20 protein-coding genes are annotated in these 21,128 nt (G+C 31.0%); 8 read left to right on the top strand and 12 right to left on the bottom strand.

Annotated elements, in window-relative coordinates; all coding sequences use genetic code 11:
• Positions 1-58 precede the first annotated feature (58 nt).
• Positions 59-1,009 carry a glycosyltransferase family A protein gene (locus B8T70_RS04830; RefSeq protein ID WP_086894114.1) on the top strand — a complete coding sequence of 317 codons (951 nt, stop codon included), beginning with the start codon at positions 59-61 and terminating at the stop codon, positions 1,007-1,009.
• Here B8T70_RS04830 and B8T70_RS04825 read toward each other — a convergent pair.
• Positions 993-1,403, bottom strand: a complete 411-nt coding sequence (locus B8T70_RS04825; RefSeq protein WP_086894113.1) for an FdtA/QdtA family cupin domain-containing protein — start codon at positions 1,401-1,403, stop codon at positions 993-995. The two genes, B8T70_RS04830 and B8T70_RS04825, sit on opposite strands and share 17 nt — an antisense overlap.
• A gap of 2 nt (positions 1,404-1,405) precedes the next feature.
• On the bottom strand, positions 1,406-2,500 hold the full coding sequence (locus B8T70_RS04820) for a glycosyltransferase (RefSeq protein WP_086894112.1): 1,095 nt from the start codon (positions 2,498-2,500) through the stop codon (positions 1,406-1,408).
• A gap of 40 nt (positions 2,501-2,540) precedes the next feature.
• Between B8T70_RS04820 and B8T70_RS04815 the strand changes: the two genes are divergently transcribed.
• The gene (locus tag B8T70_RS04815) at positions 2,541-3,677 is read left to right on the top strand and encodes a glycosyltransferase (protein WP_086894111.1); all 1,137 of its coding nucleotides are present in this window, start codon (positions 2,541-2,543) and stop codon (positions 3,675-3,677) included.
• Positions 3,678-3,688: 11 nt separating this feature from the next.
• Here the strand turns inward: B8T70_RS04815 and B8T70_RS04810 are convergent, their stop codons facing one another.
• The 4 genes from B8T70_RS04810 to B8T70_RS04795 form a co-directional block, all read right to left on the bottom strand.
• On the bottom strand, positions 3,689-4,309 hold the full coding sequence (locus B8T70_RS04810) for a transferase (protein WP_242667425.1): 621 nt from the start codon (positions 4,307-4,309) through the stop codon (positions 3,689-3,691).
• A 106-nt stretch (positions 4,310-4,415) separates the two neighbouring features.
• Positions 4,416-5,924 carry an oligosaccharide flippase family protein gene (locus B8T70_RS04805; RefSeq protein WP_255398700.1) on the bottom strand — a complete coding sequence of 503 codons (1,509 nt, stop codon included), beginning with the start codon at positions 5,922-5,924 and terminating at the stop codon, positions 4,416-4,418.
• Between the two features lie 36 nt (positions 5,925-5,960).
• Positions 5,961-6,938, bottom strand: a complete 978-nt coding sequence (locus B8T70_RS04800; RefSeq protein ID WP_086894109.1) for a GNAT family N-acetyltransferase — start codon at positions 6,936-6,938, stop codon at positions 5,961-5,963.
• Between the two features lie 32 nt (positions 6,939-6,970).
• A complete protein-coding gene (locus tag B8T70_RS04795) occupies positions 6,971-7,576 on the bottom strand; it encodes a trimeric intracellular cation channel family protein (protein WP_039111163.1) in 606 nt (201 codons plus the stop codon).
• 178 nt (positions 7,577-7,754) lie between these two features.
• Between B8T70_RS04795 and B8T70_RS04790 the strand changes: the two genes are divergently transcribed.
• From B8T70_RS04790 to nudK, 6 genes are all read left to right on the top strand, one after another.
• Positions 7,755-8,552, top strand: a complete 798-nt coding sequence (locus B8T70_RS04790) for an RNA methyltransferase (protein WP_039119935.1) — start codon at positions 7,755-7,757, stop codon at positions 8,550-8,552.
• Positions 8,553-8,562: 10 nt separating this feature from the next.
• Positions 8,563-10,107, top strand: coding sequence for a serine hydrolase (locus B8T70_RS04785; protein ID WP_039111165.1), 1,545 nt, complete (start codon positions 8,563-8,565; stop codon positions 10,105-10,107).
• Between the two features lie 219 nt (positions 10,108-10,326).
• Positions 10,327-12,549, top strand: a complete 2,223-nt coding sequence (locus tag B8T70_RS04780; protein WP_039111166.1) for a bifunctional (p)ppGpp synthetase/guanosine-3',5'-bis(diphosphate) 3'-pyrophosphohydrolase — start codon at positions 10,327-10,329, stop codon at positions 12,547-12,549.
• Between the two features lie 92 nt (positions 12,550-12,641).
• Positions 12,642-13,097, top strand: coding sequence for a Fur family transcriptional regulator (locus B8T70_RS04775; protein ID WP_035618963.1), 456 nt, complete (start codon positions 12,642-12,644; stop codon positions 13,095-13,097).
• A 106-nt stretch (positions 13,098-13,203) separates the two neighbouring features.
• Entirely contained in the window at positions 13,204-14,475 is a 1,272-nt protein-coding gene (locus B8T70_RS04770; RefSeq protein WP_039111167.1) for an adenylosuccinate synthase, read from the top strand.
• Between the two features lie 57 nt (positions 14,476-14,532).
• Positions 14,533-15,114, top strand: coding sequence for a GDP-mannose pyrophosphatase NudK (gene nudK / locus B8T70_RS04765; protein WP_086894108.1), 582 nt, complete (start codon positions 14,533-14,535; stop codon positions 15,112-15,114).
• Positions 15,115-15,124: 10 nt separating this feature from the next.
• Here the strand turns inward: nudK and B8T70_RS04760 are convergent, their stop codons facing one another.
• The 6 genes from B8T70_RS04760 to cybH are packed head-to-tail and all read right to left on the bottom strand — an operon-like array spanning position 15,125 to position 21,126.
• Complete coding sequence (locus B8T70_RS04760; protein ID WP_052259328.1) at positions 15,125-15,844, bottom strand: sulfite exporter TauE/SafE family protein; 720 nt, start codon at positions 15,842-15,844, stop codon at positions 15,125-15,127.
• Positions 15,845-15,849: 5 nt separating this feature from the next.
• A complete protein-coding gene (hypD, locus tag B8T70_RS04755) occupies positions 15,850-16,926 on the bottom strand; it encodes a hydrogenase formation protein HypD (protein ID WP_086894107.1) in 1,077 nt (358 codons plus the stop codon).
• Position 16,927: 1 nt separating this feature from the next.
• Positions 16,928-17,554: an FKBP-type peptidyl-prolyl cis-trans isomerase gene (locus tag B8T70_RS04750; RefSeq protein ID WP_052250167.1), complete on the bottom strand. Its 627-nt coding sequence runs from the start codon at positions 17,552-17,554 to the stop codon at positions 16,928-16,930.
• A gap of 3 nt (positions 17,555-17,557) precedes the next feature.
• Entirely contained in the window at positions 17,558-19,831 is a 2,274-nt protein-coding gene (gene hypF / locus B8T70_RS04745) for a carbamoyltransferase HypF (RefSeq protein WP_086894106.1), read from the bottom strand.
• Between the two features lie 3 nt (positions 19,832-19,834).
• Positions 19,835-20,350 carry a HyaD/HybD family hydrogenase maturation endopeptidase gene (locus tag B8T70_RS04740; protein WP_242667424.1) on the bottom strand — a complete coding sequence of 172 codons (516 nt, stop codon included), beginning with the start codon at positions 20,348-20,350 and terminating at the stop codon, positions 19,835-19,837.
• An 8-nt stretch (positions 20,351-20,358) separates the two neighbouring features.
• Positions 20,359-21,126 (bottom strand): Ni/Fe-hydrogenase, b-type cytochrome subunit, encoded by a 768-nt coding sequence (gene cybH, locus B8T70_RS04735; protein WP_242667423.1) that lies wholly within the window; start codon positions 21,124-21,126, stop codon positions 20,359-20,361.
• Positions 21,127-21,128 lie beyond the last annotated feature (2 nt).

The raw sequence follows: 21,128 nt of genomic DNA, 5'->3' as shown, positions 1-21,128 counted from the left end.
TTTTTATCTTTGATCTATATCGATTGGGTTATTATTTCACTTTGAAAAAATAAAAAATATGGCATTTTTTTCAGTAATTATTCCGTTATACAACAAAGAAAATTTTATCGAAAAAACGATGCAAAGTATCTTGAATCAAACTTTTCAAGATTTTGAAATTATTGTTGTGAACGATGGATCTACTGATAAGAGTTTAAACATTTTATCCAAAATTAATTCTGACAAAATAAAAATTATACAACATTCAAAAAACAGAGGTCTTTCGGCTGCAAGAAATACAGGAATACAAAATGCAAATACTAATTATATTGCTTTTCTAGATGCTGATGATTTATGGAAATCTAGTTATCTTGAAAAAATATTCTCCCTTATTAAAAACTTTCCTGAAGCCAGATTATTCGCAACTAATTATGAAGAAGTATATACTAATAACATATCAATTACCCCATCATTTAATTTAAAAAACTTCAAAAATGATGGGATAATTCCAAATTTCTTTGAAAGTAATTTATCGCAACCCATTTATTGTTGTTGCAGTCTTTGTGTAGAAAAGTCAGTCTTTCACACTATTGGTTTTTATGACGAAAATATTACTTTTGGAGAAGATATAGATTTCAATATTAGAGCAAATTCTTCTTATAAATTAGCATACTCAAGAGCCTCATTGGTAGAATATATTATATTTTCTGAGAACCAAATTACGACCTCAAGTTTAAAAAACAAGATTATTCCAAATTTTGATTCTTATGAAAATCTTGCAAAAAACAATTCAGATTTAAAAAAATATTTAGATTTCAACCGATATGTTTTCGCTAAAATGTATAAAATGGAAAAAGATTTAAAAAACTTCACTGAAGTAAAAAAAAGCATTCATCCTAACTTAAAAACTTCTGGGCTAAACTATAAGCAACTCTTTTTATTAAACTCTCCACTATTTCTATTGCAAATTATAAGAAAAATAAAATTGTTGTTTTTAAAAAAGGGAATTCGATTTACTTCTTATAGTTAAGTTCAATATATTTTAAATACTCATCAAAATCTCGAATATAGTCCTCTTCGCAAAAAACATCTGATGCAACAACCAAGCAAACTGCTCCAGAGGAAAAATCTTCTAATTCTCTCCAAACATTCTCTTTTATAAGTAAACCCTTATCGGGTTTATTCAAAGTAATTACTTTTCTTTCGATGCCGTTTTTTAAAACTACATCAAAACTTCCAGCCAGAGGGATTAACAACTCAATTTGTTTTTTATGCGCATGTCCTCCTCGTTTTGAATTACTTGGTATGTCAAATAAATAATAAACCCTTTTCATCTCAAAAGGAATACAGTCTTTCTCTACAACAGCAATGTTCCCTCTATAATCTTCTATTTTAGGAATATCAATTATCTCTATATTTTTCATGACTATTTATTAAAAAATTGCAACCATTGTTCACCTATTCGATTAACAGAAAACCGTATTACACTACTTTTTGTATTCTGCTTGCAATGTAAGTATAATTCTTTATTGATTAACATCTCGTTTATTCCCTCTGTTAATTTATCAAAATTTTGATCCTCAATTAAAAGTCCATTCACCCTATCCCTTATTATTTCACTTGGTCCCGAAAAACAATCGAATGCTACAACAGGAGTCTCACATGCCAGAGCTTCATTTATTACATTAGGAAACCCTTCTTTTAAACTACATAAAACTAGAAAAAGTGCTTTCTTATAATATGGAAAAGGGTTATTCACAAAACCTATGAATTCAACAAATTTTTCAACACCTAGACATTTTGTTAACTTTTTATATTCTTCAATATTTCTACCTTCACCTATAACTATCAATTTTACGTTATTACGGGGTAAAATAGAATTAGAATAAGAAATTATTAATTTATCAAATTGCTTAATATCATCGCTCATTCTTCCAGCAGCAATTATATAATTACTTATTCCAAAGTCAAATTCGTCTTTTAATATTTCTATTGTTTCAAAATCTATAGGATTATAAACATGATTCACATCATTAGCAAAATTTTTAATTAAAATTTCTTTTTTTATTGCTTCGGAAACCGTAATAACATGTCTATTTTTGTAAATTAAATTAGATAAAAAAACTGAATCAGGCATGTAAAATGATAAAATCCCACTTCCAACTCTATAAAACGTATTCGCAGGATAGACAAATTTTGAGATTAAAAATTCTAATAAAAAATTAGTTCGCATCCTAAAATCAATGACACAATCGAAATTATTTTTTTTTATAAAGTTTTTAAAAACAAAAAAACGTCTTATTTTTCTATAAACAAAAAAAGAATCTGGAGCTATTTTCCCTATGTTCTCTAAACTTCCAGAATACTTATAAGTAACCCAATCTACAAAAACACAATTATGAACATTCAAACCTCTTTCTTTAAAATAAACTGATAATATTGCATGAACTCTTTCTGCTCCACCCCCCGATAAACTATCCCCAACAATTGCAATTTTAAGATTGTTATTATTATTTATCATTCTTTATTAGTTATTTTCGTCATTACAAATATAAAAATTCATGCGCATTTTACTCATTGGCGAATATAGCAGGTTACATAATTCCTTAAAACTAGGTTTACAAGCCTTAGGACACACAGTTGTTATAATTGCTAATGGTGATCATTTTAAAAATTACCCAGTTGATTTATCAACAAAAGCAAGATGGTCTGAATCAAAAATAGGTAATATTCCTAGACAAATAATTTATAGATTGATTAAATTTGACATATCAAAAATTGAATATGCCATTCGTTTTTATTTACACTTAAACAAATGCAAAGATTTTGATATTGTGCAATTAATAAATGAATCTCCTATACAAACTCTTCCTTTCTTTGAACGCATGTTATTAAAAAAAATATTCTTGAATAACAAAAAGTCATATCTACTTTGTTGTGGTGTAGATAGTACTATTGTAAAATATATGATAGAAAAGAAACCTAGATACTCGATAATGAACCCATATTTTGATAATCCAAAATTAATCAACGAATATGATTATATTTTTGATTATTTAAAAATAAAAAATAAAAAACTTCAAAATCTAGTTCATAAAAACGTCCAGGGAATCATAGCAAGTGATTTTGATTACTACCTACCGCTAAAAAATCATCCAAATTTTAGAGCATTAATTCCAAACCCTGTTTGCATTAAAGAAATAATTTCAGAAACTAAAATTCATAATTCAATAATCATATTTCTTGGTATAAATAGAGGGACCTTTTACCAAAAAGGGATTCCTCTATTTGAAAAAGCTCTAGAAATTATTAAAGAAAAACATAGAGAAAAAATAGAAATCATCACAGTAGAAAACATCCCCTATGAGGAATATACTAACCTTTATAACAAAGCCCACATATTATTAGACCAAGTTTATGCCTATGATCAAGGATATAATGCACTTGAAGCGATGGCCAAAGGAAAAGTAGTTTTTACTGGGGCTGAAAAGGAATTTATGGAATATTATAATCTTGATAAGCGTGTTGCTATAAATGCATTACCCGATGTAGATTCTCTGGTAAATGATTTATCTTTTTTAATCGAAAATCCCGAAGAAATAATTGCTATTGGAAAACGAGCCAAGGCTTTTATAAAAAAAGAACACAACTATATAGAAATCGCTGGAAAATATCTGACAGTTTGGACGGCAAATTAATTACTTAAAAATTACACTTTGTACCAAATATCTAAATTATCCTTTTCAGAGTCCCAATCTCTAGAAATATTTGTTTTAATTAATTTTGCTGGAACACCCCCAATTAGAATATTAGTTCCTAACAAAGTATAATCTCGATTAGATAAACTGTTTGAAGAAATTGTACAAAAATCTGGCGTTATTGTTTTTGGCATTATCGTAGTTCTGTTACCAATAAAATTATTATTCCCAATTATTATTGGTGAAGCTAGTGGAATTCGCTCACCACTTTGTGTATCAATCATCTGATGAAAATTAGAATCCAAAATTTGGGACTCATAGCTAATCCTCACATTATTGCCTAACTTAATATATTGCGAACAAGCAATCTTACAATCACTCCCCATTCCTGAAAAATTTCCTACTTCAAGGCAAGCATATTCTGCTATATAAATTAAATAATCTTGCCCAAACATTGCATACCCTTTAAAAATTAATTTTCCTTCCAAACAAATCTCTGCAATTCCTTTTGATCTTGAGAATTTCTCAAATCGTTTACCAAAACCTATCATCCCTTTTTTTATTGGACTTTGGATTATAATTTCGCCTTTAATACTTTGAAAACTTACTTTTCCATAAAAAAATACGGGCAATTTTTTCGCTGTTTTAAATGGAAATTTTTTAAAATTAAAATATATAGTTTTAACCCAATTAACTTTAGCATACCTCTTCATATCATGATAAAAAGTTCTAACCATTTTATACATTTTTTTTAAAAAGGAATACATATATTTTAGTTTTTAATTTTGATGCAATAGAAATCAAATTAATTTTTTTATTTATCTCTTTTAAAGAAAAGAATAAAGAAAATAAGAATACAAAACCAGATAAACTATACTTTAAAGTTTCATTTTCGATTAATGTACTTAAATAAGCTGTTAAGCATAAAACTAAACAGACAATATAAACCTTAATAAACTCTATATCAAACGTAAAATGATAGTTATAAAATGATATCATCTTTACAAAAATCAAATGCAATAAATAGTGTAAGGTAAATGCAATTCCAAGCCCTAACAATCCATAATAATAGTATCCTAATAAATTTAACACCAAATTTAATGCATTAAAACCAATAGCACTCTTTATAAATAATTTTGTATCAGCTTTTATTAATACCATATATCCAATTGAAAAAGAAACAACTCTAAATATCATTCCTAATGCCCCAATTGTAACCATTGGAACAATAATCAAGAATTCATTTGAAAATAATAGCAAAACAATATATTTTGAAAAAAGCATAAACAAAGTAATAATTGGAGTTATGATCAATCCTCCAATTAAAGTTTGCTGAAGAACAGCTTCATTTGTTTTTAACTCATTATCGATAACAGCTGATAATCTTGGCAAATAATCCGTTGCCATCGAAGTGAAAATTAATCCTACATAAGAATTCAACAATACAAATCCTGCATTGTACAATCCCACAGTAGCTAATCCTCCATTATTACCAATATATATTTGCAAATAATAAGCACTAAAAGCTGTAAGTATTGTACTAAAACTTAGTCTTAAACCTAAAAAAATAATATTCTTACTTTCATAGTATAACTCTTTTTTAACCACTTCAATTTTATCTAATTTTATTCTATTTGAATATTTATAGGAAAAAAAAAGAGCTGCTATTGAAGAAATAATTATTGCAGGAACAATAGCTTCTAACTTCAAATAATAATAAAAAGGAATTGAAAGTAGCAAACCAAAAAAGCTTCCATATAGATTAGCTTTAGCTAAAGACTTTAGTTTTTGAAATCCCTGAAGTATTGCCAATTGACCAACACTTAATTGTCGGAATAAAATAGTCATCGAAACCCAGATGAATGAAGTTGTATATTCTAAATTCCCAAATGTGATTTTGCTAAGTTTCGTAGATAATATTAAAACAGACAATGCTCCTAAAATGCCTGATACCCATACTATTCTCTTTATTATAAATATCGTTTTTGATAACTCATAAGAATCTCCATCAACATAATTTCTTGAAATATATTTAACTGCACTCACTTCTATTCCTAAACTCGTAAAACCTGCAATAAAATTTATTGTTGCATTTAACAATGCTACAATTCCCATTCCAGTAGAACCAATAAGTACTGATATCAATTTAGACCTGATCATAGATATAATAAAATTAAACACTTGAACCCCTCCAAATATTGAAGTTGCTTTGATAATTTTTTCATATGAATCATTACTTTCTGACACCCTTAGTATTTATTAATTATTTCGATAATAAAAAAATCATATTAAAACAGTATCTAATAATTTATAATTAGACGTTTGAATTTCGTAAAAATCTTGTACCAAAGAATGAGCTCCAAAACTTTCTTTCCAGAAATTAATACTTTTTACGATTTGAAATCCATTATTTTCATGGGAGGGACCAAAATCAAAAAAATCTTTATTTTTAGCAATTTCAGTAATCAAAAAATCATATAAAAAATCTATACTACCTAAAATATTATTTTTACTACTTCCCGAAATGTATTGAGGTTTAACAACATTCTTTGTAATAAATAATGTTGTCCCACATACTAACTCTCCATTGTTATAGACATTAAAATGACGAATATTATCAGGAAATTTGCTTTTCAAAAACATAATCTCACCTAAAGTATGAACTGGTTCGGAATTATATTTTTCCTTTAAATTAGGTATTAAAAGTTGATTCCAAAATGTATCTAAATTATCTTCTTCTTTAATATATAAATCCAATTTTTGCCCTCTCCTTATACATTCTTTTCTTGATTTCGTAATCAATATATTATACTTTAGAGAAATAACCGAAACATTATGCTTCATGATAATTTTACCATTACATACATACATAAGATAATTAATTTCATCTGACGAATAATCACAATAAATAGAAGGAATATCTTTAAAAAATAATTTCCCAATATCATTCTTATTTAAATATTCTAAAATCGCCTTAAATACAAAAATAGTATCATATAGCTTTGATACCGGCATTAAAACCAAACCACCATAAGTTAATCCTTGATGAGAATAAACTACATTACCGACTTTATTTGCAGGTAAAACTGAAACTAATTTTTCATTTTCAAAAACTAATAAAGAAAAATCTTCGAATCGGTCTTTATGATATTCCATAAAATCACGATGAAACAAGAAAGTAGCATTTTTAGCTTGACCGATAAAGTCATTCCACTTTTCATAATCTGTTTCCTGATATAATTTTACGGTATAGTTTTTCACGATTTATTATTGGAATTCATTAGAGAAATCATTTAGCGTTTATGCTCTAAAGCTGGCAAATACCATTTGTATTTTACAGCCATTAATCGAACGATAATAATAACAACGCAAGTTACGAGGTACAAAATATCATCGTTGAGATTCAATTTTTTCAATGCAAAAAAAACAATTCCGCCTAGAATACAAATGGTAGCATAAATTTCTCTTCTAAAAATCACTGGAATCTCATTGCATAAAATATCTCGAGTTACTCCTCCAAAACATGCTGTCATAGTACCTAGTGCAATACAAATTATAGGATGTAAACCTGTAATTATTCCTCTTTCCAGACCTATTAACGTAAAAACTCCCAAGCCAATAGTATCAAATAAAAACAATGATGTTCTTAGTTTATCAAACTTTTTTCTAAAAATAACAGATAAAATAAATCCTAAAATAATAACATACACATACTTTAAATCAAGCATCCAGCCCACAGGTGTTCTCCCAATTAAGACATCACGCACCGTTCCCCCACCTACTGCAGTAACAAAGGCAATTATAAAAACCCCAAACGGATCCAATCTTTTATTCATTGCCGTCAACGCGCCAGACATTGCAAATGCCATTGTCCCAATGATATCTAATAAACTAAACATTTATATGCTTTTAAAATGAAATGAAATTCTAGTATTCTGACAAAAATAAAGAAATCCCCATTATAAATAGGTGCTAACCCCAATTAATAAATTGTAGCCATTTTGAAAAAATAGTATTGAATTTAAAATTTAAAAAATCTTATTACCTTAGCCACTTACAAACTCAGCACTTTTTCCCTTGAAACAAATTACTTCGATACAAAACCCATTTATAAAATCATTAGTGTTATTGCAAGAAAAAGCAAAAGCACGTAAACAAACCGGAACGTTTTTAATAGAAGGAAAACGCGAGATTTCATTGGCCATAAAAGGCGGTTATGAAATAGAAACGATTTTGTTTTTACCCGAATTAATTTCAGAAAATGAAATCAATAAATTAACCGGAAAACAAGTTAATTTAATCGAAATCAATAAAGAAGTTTATCAAAAGCTAGCTTATCGAGACACAACCGAAGGTGTTTTGGCTATAGCCAAAACCAAATCGTTGCAATTATCTGATTTAAAATTATCTGATAATCCATTAATTCTTGTTGCCGAAGCTCCTGAAAAACCAGGAAATATTGGTGCATTATTACGTACTGCCGATGCAGCAAATTTGAATGCTGTAATTATTGCCAACCCAAAAAGTGATTTATACAACCCAAACATTGTTCGCTCAAGTGTAGGTTGCTTATTTACCAATCAGATTGCAACGGGAACAACTTCTGAAATTATTACTTTTTTAAAAGAAAATAAAATCAATTTTTACTGCGCTACATTACAAAACTCAACTTCATATCACACACAGGATTTCACTACTCCAACTGCTTTGGTTGTTGGTACTGAAGCCACTGGATTAACACAGGAATGGAGAGATGCAGCGACACAAAATATCATTATTCCGATGGAAGGTGAAATAGACAGCATGAATGTTTCGGTTGCAGCAGCCATATTAATTTTTGAAGCAAAAAGACAACGAGGTTTTAATCAATTATAAAATTTAAAGTATGAACTATAAATTATCACTTTTAACACTATTATTCGGTTTTACGGTTTCTGCACAAATCACCAATCAAGAAGTTGATGCACTGGTAGAAAACACTCTAAAAACATTTAACGTTCCTGGAATTGCTGTTGCTATTATTAAAGATGGAAAAATCGTTCAGGCTCAAGGTTATGGTGTGAAATCTATCATAACAAAAGAAAAAGTCGATGCAAATACCCTTTTCGGAATTGCGTCTAACAGTAAAGCTTTTACAAGTGCTGCCCTTGCAATGTTAGTTGATGAAGGGAAGATAAAATGGGATGATAAAGTGGTAAAATATCTTCCAAATTTTAAGATGTACAATGAATACGTGACGCAAGAATTTACGATTCGTGATTTATTAACTCACCGCAGCGGACTTGGTCTTGGAGCAGGAGATTTAATGATTTGGCCTGACGGTAGTGACTTTACTGCACAAGATATTACCCAAAACTTACAGTATTTAAAACCTGTTTCAGGCTTTAGAACCAAATACGATTATGACAATTTATTGTATATCGTTGCCGGCGAAATTGTGCATGTGGTAAGCGGAAAAAGCTGGTGCGATTTTGTTGAAGAACGCATCATGAAACCATTAGAAATGAATCATAGTGCAGCTTCATTTTTGCGTTTAAAAGACTCCACAAATATTATTGCTCCACACGTACCTATTGACGGAAAATTAAAAGTGATTAGCAGATATAAAAATCAACTTTTTGATGCAGCTGCTGGTATTTATTCAAGCGTAAATGACTTGAGCAAATGGGCAATTATGCAAATGAATAACGGTAAATATGGATCTGACAATAAACAATTATTTTCAGAAAAAGAACATGACGAGATGTGGCAATTGCAAACTATTATCCCTGCAAGAACCAGAGCTCCATATAATACTCATTTTAGCGGATATGGTTTAGGCTGGTTCCTAAGTGATGTAAAAGGATACAAGCAGGTTACTCATACTGGTGGATTAGAAGGCATTGTAACTCAGGTAACTTTAATTCCCGAGCTACAATTAGGAATTATCGTCTTAACAAATCAGCAATCTGGCGCAGCATTTACTGCAATTACAAATACTATAAAAGACAGCTATTTAGGCATTAAATCTGAAGATTATGTTGCATTATACAGCAGCAAAATGAAAGCAAATGAAGAAACAGCAGACAAAGTAACCGATGAAGTTTGGGCAACTGTTGCAAAAAACAAAAAGGATAAACTAAAAACTGATTTTACCAAAATTACTGGAACTTACAAAGACAATTGGTTTGGAGAAGTTACCATTACAGAAAAAAAAGGAAAGGTATATTTTGCTTCTAAACGTTCTCCACAATTAGTAGGTGAAGTATTCTTTTATAAAGATGGAAATTATGTAGTAAAATGGGATAATGCCTATTTTCATGCAGACGCACACCTTTTCTTTAAATATGATTCTAACGGAAAAGCTACTAATTTAAAAATGCAAGCAATCTCAGAATTAACTGATTTCAGTTACGATTTTCAAGACTTAGACTTTATTAAAATTCTGTGAATTTTATAGGTTCAGAGGAACAAAGGTATAAAGGAGCAAAGGGGAAAAACTTTGCAGAATTTGGCGTCTCTTTCTGAAACTTTGAAATAATCATTTTTTAGATAAAATCGTCAATCTCTCCTTCTAAAATCTAAAGTTAGAAATCTAAAATCAATACCCCATTCCCTTGTGTATATTGAAACTTATTCTTATTTTTAGGGAATTGAACCAGGCGAATATATGATAGAGATAGATATTGAAAAAGAGAATAAAGCAATTGCACAGGAATACAAAGAATTACTTCGAATTAGTTATCAGACTTTAAGTCCTACAGATAAAAAACTAATCCGAAAGGCTTTTGATGTTGCTGTTGATGCTCATAAAGAACAACGACGAAAATCAGGTGAGGCGTATATCTTTCATCCTATTGCTGTTGCAAAAATTGTAGCTTCCGAAATTGGTTTGGGAGCCACCTCGATTGCTGCTGCCTTATTGCATGATGTTGTCGAAGATACTCCACTGACTGTTCAGGACATTGAGCGCTTGTTTAATCCCAAAGTAGCACAACTTGTAGAGGGATTAACTAAAATTTCGATGGTTCAAAGGGATTTAAATGCATCAATGCAAGCGGAAAACTTCCGTAAAATGATCCTTACCTTAAATGATGATGTTCGTGTTATTTTGATAAAATTAGCCGACCGTTTGCATAATATGCAAACTATGGATTCGATGGCTGAATACAAACAAACCAAAATCGCATCCGAAACATTATACATTTATGCTCCCCTTGCCCACCGATTGGGATTATACAACATTAAAACTAAACTTGAAGATTTAGGATTAAAATATACCGAACCAGAAGTTTACAATGATATTGTAAGTAAAATTCGCGAAACCAAAGAAGAACAAGATGCTTACATCAAAGACATTTCTGATGTTCTTAAAAAATCTATGGATGAAGAAGGAATTGATTATATTATAAAAGGTCGTCCGAAATCTATTTATTCTATTCGAAGAAAAATGCGTGCGCAAAACGTAAGCTTCGACGAAGTTTATGATAAGTTTGCACTTCGAATTGTATATAAATCGAATCCCCATGACGAGAAATTTCTTGCCTGGAAAATATATTCTATCGTAACAGACCATTACAGACCAAGCCCGAGCCGATTACGCGACTGGATTTCATCGCCAAAATCTACTGGATATGAAGCTTTGCACATAACAGTAATGGGACCAAAAGGTCGCTGGGTCGAAGTACAGGTTCGAAGCGAACGTATGGATGAAATTGCCGAAAAAGGATACGCAGCACATTACAAATATAAAAACGGAGCTACAGAAGAAAGTGGTCTGGATGTTTGGCTAAACTTACTTCGTGAAGCTTTAGAAAATTCTGAAACCAATGCGGTAGATTTTGTCGAGGATTTTAAAATGAATTTATATTCAAAAGAAATCTTTGTATTTACTCCAAAAGGAGAAATTAAATCATTGCCAAAAGGCGCAACCTCATTAGATTTTGCTTTTAGTATTCACTCCGAAATAGGAATAAAAACTCGTGGAACTCGTGTTAACGGACGATTAGTTCCTCTTAACTACGAATTAAAAAGTGGTGATCAGGTAGAAGTTATCACTTCTCAAAACCAAAAACCAACCGTCAACTGGCTGGATTATGTTACTACATCCCGAGCTAAAAATAAAATTAAAAACGTTTTAAACGAAAACACCAAAAAGATTGCCGAAGAAGGGAAAGAATTACTTACTCGCAAACTTAAACACTTAAAAATCACGATTAGCGAACAAGTTATAAACGAGTTGGTTAACTTCTTTAAACTCAAAACGAGTTTAGATTTATTTTACAGAGTTGGTGTTGGTGCAATCGAAAATCAGCAATTAAAAGATTATGCTGCCCAAAAAGGTAACACGTTTATTAATTTCTTCAAAAACAAAATAAAACGTAATAACAGCAATACAGCTGATACCGATATTCATAAGCCTGAAATCAGCAGTAATTATGATATGTTGGTTTTTGGAACTGAGCACGATAAACTAGATTATAAATTATCTCCATGTTGTAACCCAATTCCAGGAGATGATGTTTTTGGATTTGTAACGATAAACGAAGGGATAAAAGTTCATAAGAAAGACTGTCCTAATGCCATCGGAATGCAATCCAACTATGCGTATCGTATAATGACTGCTAAATGGATTGATTCATCTCAAGAAGAATTTAAAGCTATTATCAATATTACAGGAATGGATGTTTTAGGACTTACAAACCAATTAACAAAAGTGATTTCTAACAACATGAACGTGAACATTCAGAGCATCTCTTTGAGTACCGATGCCGGGATTTTTCATGGTCAGATTGCAGTAATTGTACGAAATAATTCTATACTCAAGAAAATGATTAATAATATCAAAAAAATTGATGGTGTAGATAAAGTAACCAGAGAATATAGAACATAAGTGTCTGAATTTTCACGATTAAACATTTGAACGTGAAACTTTAAACAGGAAACTTTTATTCATTTAAAAATAATAAATTATCTTTGCAGGATATGACACTCATTTCAACTGACAACAACAAAAATCAAGAAATTGTAAAAAATGTTTTTACATTATATCTTGAACAAAAAGGGCATCGTAAAACACCTGAGCGCTACGCTATACTTCAGGAAATATACGATAGTGAAGAACATTTTGATATTGAAAACTTGTATATCAAAATGAAAAACAAAAATTATCGTGTAAGTAGAGCCACTTTATATAATACAATCGAATTATTATTAGATTGTGCTTTGGTTCGTAAACATCAATTTGGGCAAAATCAAGCCTACTACGAAAAATCGTATTTTGACAAGCAACACGATCATATCATTATGACTGATTCTGGTGAGGTAATCGAATTTTGCGACCCTAGAATTCAGACCATAAAAAAAACAATCGAAGAAATATTTGATATCGAAATCACGAATCATTCCTTATATTTTTACGGAAACAAAAAACAGAAATAGACAATCGCTAAAAAAGATTGTTCTCGAAAATATTTAAATAAAAATAGATAACAAATTAATCTGAGCAGGCGGTAAAAACTGCCTCGACATTAAAATTAAAAACAGAATGACCGTAGATTTATTACTAGGATTACAATGGGGAGATGAAGGTAAAGGGAAAATTGTAGACGTTCTTACCTCTAATTATGACATTATTGCTCGTTTTCAAGGTGGACCAAATGCAGGACATACTTTAGAATTCGACGGAATAAAACACGTTTTAAGAACAATTCCATCAGGGATTTTTCATAAAAAGTCTATTAACATTATTGGTAATGGAGTTGTAATTGACCCAGTGGTTTTCCAAAAAGAAATTGAAGGTCTAGAGAAATTTAATTTAGACATCAAAAGCAAATTAATTATATCTAGAAAAGCACACTTAATTTTGCCAACACACCGTTTACTTGATGCAGCTTCTGAAGCATCAAAAGGAAAAGCAAAAATTGGTTCTACATTAAAAGGAATTGGTCCAACTTACATGGACAAAACTGGTAGAAACGGTTTACGTGTTGGTGATATCGAATTAGAAGATTTTAAAGAGCGTTACAGAGCATTGGCAGACAAGCATGAAGCTATGATTGCTTTTTATGATGTTGCTATTCAATACAACTTAGCAGAACTTGAAAAAGAATTCTTTGAAGCTATCGAAGAACTAAAAAAATTAGATTTTATTGATAGTGAAGAATATATGTACCAAGCTCAAAAAGCTGGTAAATCTATTTTATGCGAAGGTGCTCAGGGATCTTTATTAGATGTAGATTTTGGAACATATCCATTTGTTACCTCATCAAATACTACTGCTGCAGGAGCATGTACTGGTTTAGGTATTGCGCCAAACAAAATTAAAGAAGTTTACGGTATTTTTAAAGCATACGTTACTCGTGTTGGTAGCGGTCCTTTCCCAACTGAGCTTTTTGACGAAGTTGGAGCTACAATGGCAAAAATCGGAAACGAATTTGGATCTGTTACAGGAAGACAAAGACGTTGCGGATGGTTAGACTTAGTAGCTTTAAAATATGCTGTTCAAGTAAATGGTGTTACACAATTAATGATGATGAAAGGTGACGTACTTTCTGGATTCGAAACTTTAAAAGTGTGTACTGAATACAACTACAAAGGACAAAACATTTCTCATTTCCCTTATAATATAGAGCCAGAAAATGTAACTCCTGTTTACAAAGAGTTTAAAGGATGGCAAGCTGATTTAACTGGAATGACAACTTATGATCAATTACCAATTGAATTAAAAGAATATATCGAGTTTATCGAGAAAGAAGTCGAAGTGCCTATCAAGATTGTTTCTGTAGGTCCAGACAGAAAACAAACGATACTTAAATAAAAACATTAAACGCTCTGAAATCCAGAGCGTTTTTTTTGCCAAAAAAACATTTCACACATGAGCAATCCTAAAATAAATATAACTGAGACTAAATTATTATCTGATAATTGGTATGTATTAAACAAAGTAACGTTTGATTATCAAAAGAATAACGGAAAGAAAGAAACTCATAGCCGAGAAATATATGACAGAGGGAATGGCGCAGCAATATTACTTTATAATTCTGAAAAGAAAACTGTAGTCCTTACAAGACAGTTTCGCATGCCAACTTATCTTAACGGAAATGAATCTGGAATGATGATTGAGGTTTGTGCTGGACTTTTAGACAAAGACAATCCTAAAGAATGTATCATCCGTGAAACGGAAGAAGAAACCGGATATCGATTAAAGAATGTAGATAAAGTAATCGAAACCTATATGTCACCAGGATCGGTAACCGAAATTCTATATTTGTTTACAGGAGAATATAACGAAAGTATGAAAGTTAGTGACGGTGGCGGGCTCGACATTGAAAATGAAAACATCGAAGTACTAGAAATGACTTTTGATGAAGCTTACAATATGATTGCAACTGGAGAAATAAAAGATGCCAAAACAATTTTATTATTGCAACACGCCAAGATAAAAGGATTGATTTAATATTTGTTCCTTATGCAAAGAAATTTTCATACACTACTTTAAATCCATAAGCAATACAAAGCAGCGAGGAAATTATGATTAATACGTATTGTAGTTTTTGAGATTTGAGTACATTTTTAGCAAAAGGAATACTGAATAATCCAGAGGCTAAAAACATCCCGAAAATTGAACCTAATCCAAAAACTAAGATATACATTAATCCTTCTAAAACCGTTTTCATCTGAGAGATTACCAATACGACCAAAGCGCCACTACCCGCCAATCCATGAATTAATCCTACACCAAATGCTGCCCGATATCCCTTAGACTCATCTGGATGTTCATGCTCAAACAAATCTATGGGGTGAGAATGGGTATATGTATGAGAATGCAAATGGGTGTGGGTAACGCCATTACTATGGGTATGTTCATGAGAGTGCGTGTAGGTATGAGTATGGGTATTTTTTTTAAATAACTTAAACAAACGAAAAACACCTAGTATAATCAACATTAAACCAACAGTTCCTTCAAGATAACTAAAAACACTTTCCTTTATAATTACCTTAAAACCAATCATAACAACACCTATCACAAAAATGGTAAGGGTATGTCCTATTCCCCAATACATCCCATCTTTGGCAGCTTTCTTTATATTTTTTCTATTAGTTACTAAACTATTAACAGCCAATAAATGATCCATTTCAAGAGCATGCTCTAATCCTGCATAAAGTGTTATTATTATTCCAATCATAACAACTACAAATAATTATAATATGCAGCACAAGCCCCTTCAGAAGAAACCATTGGTGCTCCTAATGGATTAGACGGTTTGCATTTTTTTCCAAATTCGGGGCATTGGTTTGGTTTTTTAGTTCCTCTTAAAATTTCTCCTGCAATACAATTTTGGTCTGTCTTTTTATTACTACTGTTAATCGAAAATCGAGAATTAGCATCATATTTTCTATAGTTTTCTCTCATCACCAATCCACTATTTTCGATTACGCCAATACTTCTCCACTCTTGACCTCCAATTGTAAAAACAGTGTCTACAACCTCTTTAGCTTTTATATTCCCTTCTTCTTTTACTAGTCGGGTATATTGATTTTCAACTTCAAATTTTCCTGTTTCTAATTGTAGTACAGCATGATAAATAGCCCGAAGCAAATCGGCAGGTTCAAATCCAGAAATTACAATCGGAATTTTATATTTTGCAGAAATGGGATAATATTCTTCCAGCCCTACTATTGTACATACATGTCCGGCTCCCAAAAAAGCATCAATAGTACAAAACTCATCAGATAAAATAGTCTCCATAGCAGGCGGAACAAGTACATGCGAGACTAATAAACTAAAATTATCCAAGTCTAATTTTTGAGCATGAATTACTGCTAAAGCAATACTTGGAGCTGTCGTTTCAAATCCTACTGCAAAAAATACAATTTCCCTATCAGGGTTTTGTGCAGCTATATTTACCGCCTCCAGTGGGGAATATAGAATACGTAAATCTCCCCCTTCTGCCTTAGCTTGCAACAGACTTTGAGAAGAACCTGGTACTCGGGTCATATCCCCAAATGAACACAAAATTACATCTTGCTTCATCAATTCGATTGCCTTATCTATTAAAGAAATTGGAGTTACACATACAGGGCAACCAGGCCCATGAATCATTCTTATGTTTGAAGGCAATAAATCCAACAAACCGTTTTTTACTAATGAATGCGTTTGTCCACCACAAATTTCCATTATATTCCAAGGCTTTGTAGTTATTTTATGCAATTCGGTAATATATTGTTTTACCAATTCAGGATTTCTATACTCTGAGAGATACTTCATGTCAAACAATATTTAAAAGTTCAATTATAAAAACTAAGGTTGAATTGGGCTGAATCATCGGAGGTGCTCCAATTTCGGCGTATGCCAAATGATGTGGGATATAAACTTTCCAACGAGAGCCTTCTGGCATTAATTGCAATGCTTCTTGCCAACCTTGTATAGTCTGCAATAATTTAATTTTCTGCGCACCAGTTTCTTTAGTCGAATCAAAAACATTTTTATTCAGCAAATAGCCTTCATAAATAACATTTACAGTATCTGTTCTTTTAGGAATACTTCCATTTCCTTCAACTAAAACTTCGTATTGCAATCCACTTGAAAGCGAAATTATTCCTGCCTTTTTAGAATTTTTATCCAAAAATTCTTTTCCAATTTCTGCATTCGTAATCTTCAATTCTTCTTGTAAAAGTGCTACATAATTATTAAAGATCTCGATAGATCGTTTAGGAGAAATCTTTGAGCTTGCTTTTCCAAATACAGATTGCATTCCGTCTACAAAATCTTCGTATTTTATTTCGTCAAAACCTATATCTTTTAGACTTAATGCCATCACCACTCCCGCAGAATAAGAGATTTTATCTTTCTCTTCTGTTTTACCAACATGCCCTAATAATTCTAAAATATCCATGATTTATTTTTTTATATGTAAATAGTAATTGAGTTGTCCAAATGAAATATTTTCGTCATTGGGAGAAACTATTTTATGAAAATGAAGTTTATATTTTGATTTTAAATGATCAACAATCAAATCTATAAGTACTGAGTTTTGGAAAACTCCTCCGCTAAATGCTAATTCTTTTGCTTTTGAAAATTTTGCAACTTTTTCAATACATTTTACCAAAGTATAATGAAAATTAAGAGCGATAATTTCTATACCAACATTCTTTTTACGAGCTGTAATAATTTGCAATAAAATTCTTCTTACAGGAACCAGGTTGGTAATTATTTCATTTTTTAAATAATCTTCTAATTCTAAAACAGGTTTGTTATATCCTCTTTGGGCCAAATTTTCAAGATATAAACCTGCTTCTCCTTCAAATGATATATTATCCAGAAAGCCTAAAGTAAAGGCAACAGCATCGAATAATCTCCCCATAGAGGATGTTTTTATTTTTGCGAGCCCTATCTCATTTTTATAAATTTTCAATTCGTTTTCATCAAAAAAATTTCGTAAAAAAGTATTATTCCCACTTATAGAAAATGCAGCAATTTTTGGATTTTTTGACATTTTATCTCCCATAATCCATGGGTAATATTCTAAATGACCAACTCTTTTAATCTTATTAGCATTGTAGCGTAGAAACTCTCCTCCATAAATTTCATTTTCATTTCCAAAACCCATTCCGTCCCAAATAACACCTAAAATATTCTTTCTCCCCCATAGCTTTTTCTCTCCTAAAATTGCTGCAAAATGAGCTTCATGATGCTGAACTTTCAGAATTTCTTTTTGATTTTTCGCATCTGTAAAATCACTAATAATTTGACTGTTATGATAATTTGGATGTTTATCACAAATGATAACCTCTGGCAAGAAATCAAAAATTTGCAGATACTTTTTTATTTTTTTATCAAATCGTTCATAAGCATCATAATTACTTAAATCTCCATTATATTCGCTAACATAACATTGATTGTTAGGACTAATAGTAATAGTATTTTTCAAATCTCCGCCTAAGCAAACTATTTTTTGATTGGTATCATTACAAAAATCTGTTTTAAAATTTGGAGCAAAACCTCTGGATCGTCTCAGGATTATTTTTACTTTGTTCTTTTCTGAAAATTTAATTACACTATCATCTTGAGGATGTTCTATCTCTAAATTATGATGGAGAAAAAAATCTGCAATAGGTTTTAAAATAGTCGTAGCCTCTTTTTCGTTTGTACAAATTGGTGCCCCGTGAAAATTACCACTAGTAGCTATTAAAGGAGCATTAAAAACAAATGAAATTAATTGTAAAATGCCTGAATTAGGAAGCATTGCTCCAATTGTTCTCATTTCTGGAGCAATTTCATCTACTGCCAGATTATTTTGATCTTTTAAATTTAAAATAACAATAGGTACTTCAACAGATTTTAATTGTTTCTCTTCTATTTTATTACAATTCAAATTAGTAACAACCTGACTGAAATTTGGAAATAAGACTGCAAAAGGTTTTTTTAAACGTCTTTTCCGACTTCTTAATTCCATTATAGCCTCTGAGTTTCTAGCATCGCATAGTAATAAATATCCCGAAATATTTTTTACAGCTATAATTTTCCCTTTTTTTAATTCATCTGAAATACGTTTGAAAATTTGCAAATTTGTACCTATAATTTTCTGATTTTCTTTATCAGTAAAAGAAAGTTGAGCCCCGCAATCGGGACATGAACTTGTTTGCGAATGAAAACGAATATCTTTGGGATTACGATATTCTTCAGAACATGCTTGGCACATTCGGAATTCATTCATGCTCGTATTTTCTCTTTCAAAAGGGAATTTCCTGGTGATAGCGTAACGAGGACCGCATTGTGTACAAGTAGTAAAAGGGTAAAAATAACGTTTGTTCTCAGAATCTATAACCTCATCTTTACAACTTTCGCAAATTGCAAAATCTGGTGTTAAAGGTAAATTTGCCGAAATGTTTTCTGTTGTTGATTTTATATAAAAATTTTCAAATTTTTCTTTCGTAGTAAATTCTGAAATCTTAATCGCTGATATTTTAGCATTCTTAGGATATTTTTTTTTAATCGCTTTGTGAAATTCAAATACTCTTTCGGGCTCTCCACTTGCTATTATAATCACTCCCAATTCATTATTTGAAACATAACCAGTCAGTCCAAATTCAGTAGCTAAATTATAAACAAAAGGGCGGAAACCAACACCTTGCACACGTCCAGAAATGATTATTTGAAAAGAATGATTCAAGGTTTAGTTTTTATTAAAATTTTCAATTAATTGAATAATTTTTTCTGTTACTTCTTTTATCGCACCATCGACTTTTGGAGAAAGCTCCATAAGCATTGGTTCCATTTTAGAAATCGTAATTGTGTACAAATAAATTTCGGGCATCGTATCAAGCATAGTCAAAATTTCGACCATGTCCTTTAATCCAAAATTATGACCACTTAAAGAAATCGGAAAATCATTAGAAAATCTGGGTGTTAAGAGTGTAATAGTCCCTTCTTCTTTTCCATCCATTGTTGCATCTACAATAATTACTTTTTTATGGTTCTCAATGCATGGAATTAATGTAAATCCTCCTGTTCCTCCATCAATAAAAGAGATATTTTCGGGGAAATCGGTCTTCTCAATCCTATTAATAAAATGTACTCCAACACCCTCATCCCCCATTAAATAATTACCAATACCAAGTACTAAAATTTCATTTCCATTAGAGTGAAACTCATCATATTTATATGGTATATTGACTTTTTCTGTAATCATCTTTACTTTTATATTTTTTTATTTTCTTCTTGATTTCCAGTATTTATCACAACTTCTTTTACATCGTCGGCAATTTCATCTTTTCTAACCCTTTCGGTTCGTACAAATTTATATCCACTTACCATAGCCGATGTCTCACCTAATCCTTCCAACCAATCATGAAAGAATACCAAATAAACATGAACGATTGCAAACAAGATAAAAGTCCAGGTAGTAATATGATGAATAGTCCTAACATTAAAATCTCCTCCTAACAAGTTTACAACCCAACCAAACATCTTTGGTAAAAACCAAGTCGATGTGGGAGCATACATTGCAAACCCTGTCGCTATCATAACAAGTCCCATAAAAAACATAACCAAATAAGAAGCTGCAGCGACACTATTATGTCCTACAGCTCCTGTAGGGGAATTATTTGTTTCTTCATTTTGCAAAAAAATATCGTATTTAATAACGTGCCACATCCTTTTAAATCCTTCTTTCTTAAAAGGAAGAAATACACGCCAATTAGCGTATTTATTCCCTTTGAAAGCAAAATAAACCCTCAAAATCATCACTGCTACCAATAGATAGGCACATATAAAATGGATTCCGCGAACGTAGCCAAACCAAAATTGTTCTGTAGCTTCTTTGCTGGAGATAATTCCGGGCGGATTTGCAATAATAAATCCTGTTGCGACTAATCCTGTAATAGCCCAAGCATTTACCCAATGAAAAATACGCACGGGTAATTGCCATATATAAGCTCTTTTATAATCGTTGGTTTTTGTTGGCATGC

Origin of the sequence: Flavobacterium sp. AJR (genome assembly GCF_002156885.1) — a bacterium.
Classification (GTDB): Bacteria; Bacteroidota; Bacteroidia; order Flavobacteriales; family Flavobacteriaceae; genus Flavobacterium.
This window is presented reverse-complemented; position numbering and strand designations above follow the sequence as displayed.